Source organism: Chryseobacterium sp. BGARF1 (assembly GCF_001677955.1).
Taxonomy (GTDB): Bacteria; Bacteroidota; Bacteroidia; order Flavobacteriales; family Weeksellaceae; genus Chryseobacterium.
This window is the reverse complement of the sequence record NZ_LELA01000141.1, coordinates 1-5,043: the sequence shown is the minus strand read 5'-3', so window position 1 is coordinate 5,043 and position 5,043 is coordinate 1. Positions and strand designations below refer to the sequence as shown.

5 protein-coding genes are annotated in these 5,043 nt (G+C 33.2%); 1 reads left to right on the top strand and 4 read right to left on the bottom strand.

Going from position 1 to position 5,043, the window contains the following annotated elements; genetic code table 11:
* Positions 1–92 precede the first annotated feature (92 nt).
* Complete coding sequence (locus AB671_RS20595; RefSeq protein WP_066681475.1) at positions 93–764, bottom strand: hypothetical protein; 672 nt, start codon at positions 762–764, stop codon at positions 93–95.
* Positions 765–1,339: 575 nt separating this feature from the next.
* Positions 1,340–1,825 carry a hypothetical protein gene (locus tag AB671_RS20590; protein ID WP_066681480.1) on the bottom strand — a complete coding sequence of 162 codons (486 nt, stop codon included), beginning with the start codon at positions 1,823–1,825 and terminating at the stop codon, positions 1,340–1,342.
* A gap of 612 nt (positions 1,826–2,437) precedes the next feature.
* Between AB671_RS20590 and AB671_RS20585 the strand changes: the two genes are divergently transcribed.
* Entirely contained in the window at positions 2,438–2,854 is a 417-nt protein-coding gene (locus AB671_RS20585) for an endonuclease domain-containing protein (protein WP_082987379.1), read from the top strand.
* A 417-nt stretch (positions 2,855–3,271) separates the two neighbouring features.
* Here the strand turns inward: AB671_RS20585 and AB671_RS20580 are convergent, their stop codons facing one another.
* Together AB671_RS20580 and AB671_RS20575 are read right to left on the bottom strand one after the other, a co-directional pair.
* Positions 3,272–3,661 carry a hypothetical protein gene (locus tag AB671_RS20580; protein WP_066681477.1) on the bottom strand — a complete coding sequence of 130 codons (390 nt, stop codon included), beginning with the start codon at positions 3,659–3,661 and terminating at the stop codon, positions 3,272–3,274.
* Between the two features lie 31 nt (positions 3,662–3,692).
* Positions 3,693–4,721: a LacI family DNA-binding transcriptional regulator gene (locus tag AB671_RS20575; RefSeq protein WP_066681479.1), complete on the bottom strand. Its 1,029-nt coding sequence runs from the start codon at positions 4,719–4,721 to the stop codon at positions 3,693–3,695.
* Positions 4,722–5,043: the final 322 nt, after the last annotated feature.

The window sequence follows — 5,043 nt, the reverse complement described above, 5'->3', positions numbered from 1 at the left end:
AACCTCTTTTAAATCGCTTTAAAAGAGGTTGCTTTTTATCTTATTTTTTGGAATAACGGAAAAACTAAAGAGTTGTGCAACGGTTACCCTTGTTAGCCACAGTTTTTATTTTCGGTTAGCTCTTGTTTCAAATTGTCAGTTACTAAGTTGTTTGTCGTTAAATAGCAACTTATGGTTTTTAAAAATTTCTTTGCTTGTCTTAAATAATCTTCATCAAATTTCGTATTGTCAACTATTTCTAAATTTTTGTACGCTCTCAAAATAAATCGTCCAGCACTTTCAAAATGTTTACTGATAAAAAGCGTCCCAATCATAGACAAGTAAGATACAAACTCGTATTGAATATGATTTCTTTTTAGATACTCAATTGGTAATTGCTCATTCATACTTTGAAAAGGGGAAATAATTCCAATGTCTTTCAAGTATTTTTCTTTTTCAATTACAAACCAGTCGTCCAATATTTCTCCTTTCAAATCGGTTTCAAGTTCGTAGTAGCCAATTCCTTCTAAATTTTCAGTCCAATCTTGATTTTCAACATACAAGCCTATTTTAGTTCTGATAATTGAAGCACCATTTCGTCTGTCAATATGATAAATAAATCCATCGAATTTTGAAATAATTTCTTCCTGCTTAAAACCACCTAAAAAGTCGGCATTGTCTGAGTTGTCAGCAAAAATTTTGTCAAGAGTATCAAACGCAGTCTTTTTTAAGTCAAACGACTTAACTCTTTCTTTCAATAATAGTTCAAGTTCTTGGTCTGTCATAAAATTGTGGCTAACATTTGGTTTTATGCATTACGCCAATCCAAACTATAATTTTGTTAAAAATAATGAAATAAATAGCGATAGCAAATTTTAATTCTTATTAAAAACAAAAAATCATCTCTACGTATTTCAACCCTCAACCGAAACGTTCTAAAGCTATTCTAATAGGTTGCTAAAAAGTCCTGATACGTTTTGTATTGCTTTAGATACGTTGTACAACCTATCCCGATACGTTCATGAAATGTCCTGCGGGGTTCTTGATATCTCCGATGGCTTAAGATAACCATCTGTCTAAGTCATGTAACCTATCCCGGCAGGTAAAAGATAGGTCTGGATATATAAACAACCGCTCCTGACATTTCATGAACGTATCTGAAGCGGTATAGTATACCGAGCGACCATTATAGAACCTCTCAGGATGATTAAATAAGCTGTCCGAACCTATGTTAAACGTATTGAGAACAATAAACAACGTGTTTCGATGATTAAAGAACCTGTCAAAATATTTAAAAGACCAGTTAAAAGCATAAAAATACCCCTCCAAATCATTGAAGGGGTGGTTAGTTATCGTAGTTTTACTTGGTCTCCTCGGGTGGAGCAGTAGAGGTTGAATTTTTCACAAAAAACTGTTTCAGATCTTTGTATTTGTCTTCAAATCCCGGTGCAGCTGTTCCCGCTTTATAGGTTGAATAAAAATAATCTACCAATGCCGACTGATAATTATCGTAATCATGCAGGGTTTTGGCATTGTTCAGTCTGGTAATCAGACTTTCGAGCCTGCTGATCATCCCTTCCATATTGTTTCGGGAGCTGTGGTCTTTGTTGAATTCGTCCCAGTCGACTTCGGGAGAACTCAGGTTTGCCTGGCTCTGGTTGTAATCGTAGACTTTGTTTATAAAGAGTTTGTTTTGCTCGTTGATGCTTCCGTACCGTCTGCGGTCTTCAGGTGAAAGGTTGATTGTAATCTCAGCAAGAGCTGTTTCCAATGCCGCGATGGCATCCTGTGCGGCAGTGATCTTTGCACTGCTCAAATGGGTGGAGTTCAAATTTGTTAACCCCATCATTTTTGATTTTAAAGGTTAATACTATGTATATAAAATCGTGTGTTTTTATTTTGAGGAATCACTAAGGTAGGAAAAATTTTAAAACAGAAAGAAAAATTTTGAATGCCTGAAATAGGAACCCACTTTATTCATCTCAGAAATTCCCCTCCAGAGGAGAGGAATTAACATGTGAGGGTATTGGTTTTTATTTCAAAATTTAATTGTAATCACAAAATATGAATCGCAAAAAATTCCCCTCTTTTGGAGGGGTGGATTCGACCAAAGGGAGAAGACGGGGTGGTTAATACAGTATTTAATATAACAGCCCCTGATTTATTTCTCATAATTTTCTAAATTTGAATCAATGCGTTGTATTTAAGTACTAATAATGATTACACCATACATTTTGAAACGTAATATGATTGCAGCCCGACCTGAGTGGAAATCCTTTTTTGCTGCTGGAAAAACGAGGGCAAAAAAGATTGAGAACGGAGGGCGGAATAGCTGCCCAAAAATATATTGTTAATTGTTTTAACCTATTTATATTGCAAAAAAACTCATCTTAGAAAAGGGGAGAATCTTTATCGGAAACGAGAAAGGTTTTTCAATATAAAGCAAAAACACAACACAATGAAAGAAATTTTATCTCATATCAACGGAATTCCTATCCGTAAAAACTTTATGGGAATCCTTCCATACAATCCTGACTTGAAACTTTTATTAAGCGGAAAACGCAAAGCTAAAATATTAGGAGAAGTTATTTTTTGGCAACGAGTATGGGCACATACATTTCACAAAATAGATTTTGACAGACAAAGAATTATCGGGAATTATGTTGTCGATTTTTATGTTAAAAGATTAGGGTTGGTGGTAGAGATTGATGGATGGAGTCATGATTTTAAAAAAGAATATGATAAGACCTGGCATGATTATCTGGAATCTCTAGGATTAAAAGTCTTTAGAGTAAGTGATTTTGATGTGAAGAATAATTTGGATTTTGTAATGAGAGATTTGGAAAGTTTTATCATTGAACATTATGCGAATTAACCACCCCGTCAAAAAATATAAAATTTTTCGCCACCCCTCCAAAGGAGGGGAATTTTTAATATCTAGTTTTACTTTTTTATTTATTCCAATTCTTTGAATTGATGAAATCTTTGTAATAGCAAAAAATAAAGTTGAAGTCTTCTCTTGGTCAGAATGACAAAGATGCTGTTTCGTTAATTGTAAAAATAACATAGGAAATGAAAGCGTTAAGAAAATAAGCGATGCGAACGTTAAGAAAATTCTTCTGTTTGAAGCGCGACACAAATTAACAATCAAAGTACTCATCTTGAATTTGCGCAAGTTTTAGAATTTTTAGAGAGTACCGATTATTTTTAACCTTTCAGTTCCAAGTCTTGAATTTTTGTTTCTTTTGTTTTAAGACAAAAGAAATTCTAATTTAGAATACTATGTAAAAAATTAATTCGAAATATTGTAATCGATAATAAATGATTTTAAACGATTATGTTTTGTGAATTCTAACCAAATATCCCTTAGCCTATTTTCATCATTTTTGTTATAAGTATCAGTAGTATGTTTATTTTGTATAATACATAGCGCCCAATGTGGAGGTATGTGATGTTCTATAAAAAATACATCTTGATCATCTTCCAAGTCGTTTAACAAGTTTACGAAATAATTGTAAAAATCATTTTCAATAATTTCTTTTTGGTAAAAAGCTGTAATTAAAAGGCAAACAAATTCAAAATATTTTTCCCTCAGAAAAATTTTCTTAACGCAATCCTCATCACTATCGGTAAATACAAATTGACTGTTTTTGATAGGTTTTATTTGTAAGCTGTGTTTCAATTTTGAGAATTTATTTACTTTAAAAGAAAAATTATTTTCTTTTCGAAGACTTTCTTACACAAATCTGTGGTGCTAAAACAACTTTCTTTTCAATAGAAACTCCTGAAGAATTATCTTTAATACGATCAATAAAAACCTGTCCTGCCATATTTCCCATAATCAAAGGGGTTTGATCCATAGAGCTCATCGGAAGTTCCATAAATTGAGTGAAAGGCTCATTTGAAAAACCGATAACGGCAACTTCCTGAGGAATCTTGATTTTACGTTTCTTTAATTCCTGACAAGCGCCAAGAGCAGCAAAATCACTCGATGAAAATATTGCATCCGGAATAGATGGTCTGCCCCATAAAGTTTTGATGGCATCAATTCCTGCCTCAATCGAACTTCCTGTAGAGATAATGTTTTCTTCTTTTACCTGAAATTTGTGATCAAGTAGAGCTTGTTTATAGCCGTTTAGACGATTTTGATAAATCTCAAGATTCAGATCTCCCGCAAAATGACAGATATTTTTATAACCTTCCTCAATTAAGTGTTCGGTCGCCATGTAACCTCCTTTGTAGTCATCAATGGTAACGGTGCTAATTCCCGGAATATCTTTCTTTCTGTCAAAAAATATAATCGGTGTATTTGAGGTATTTAAAATTTGTTGAATGTGCTCTGTATCAACAGTAGTTCGGGAAACCGACATAAAAATTCCGTCAACCTGAGCATTTAATAAAGTATTTAAATGCTTTTTTTCCGTTAAAACATCTTCATGACTTTGGCAGATAATCACATGATAACCGTGAAGAGAAAGTTCTTCCTCGATTCCACGGATTACTGATGAGAAAAAGTTGGTATTAATGTACGGAACGATGATGCCTACGTTTTTAGTTTCCCCACTTTTTAAGGCTTTGGCAAGATTATTCTGCTTATAGTTCATTTCCTTTGCCGTTTTCATCACCAAATCTTTCGTCGCCTGGCTGATTCTCGGATTGTCATTCAATGCCCTGGAAACCGTTGCCACACTTACGTTTAGCTTCTTTGAAATATCATAAATAGTGGCATTTTTCTTTGTCATAAGTATTTTGAACTAACGTTAAATATTCCGTTCGTATTCCTTTATGGAATGGTGGTAAATTTAATCAAATTATGGATACCAATAGCGTAGAAGCTATAATTTTAAGTTATTGGTGAAATATTGCATCCTCAATCTGTTTTTTATGCTAAGACAGTTGTCGTAGTTCTACTACAAGAAATCGTAGAATTACTACAATTTTCGAAATAATAGTTTAAAAGTTTTAAAAATATTTTTGGTGTCTCTATCTTTGGGTTATAGAAATCACAAAAATACTAACGATTTAAAATTTACTTATTATGGCAGCAAATTCAAGAGGAATCTT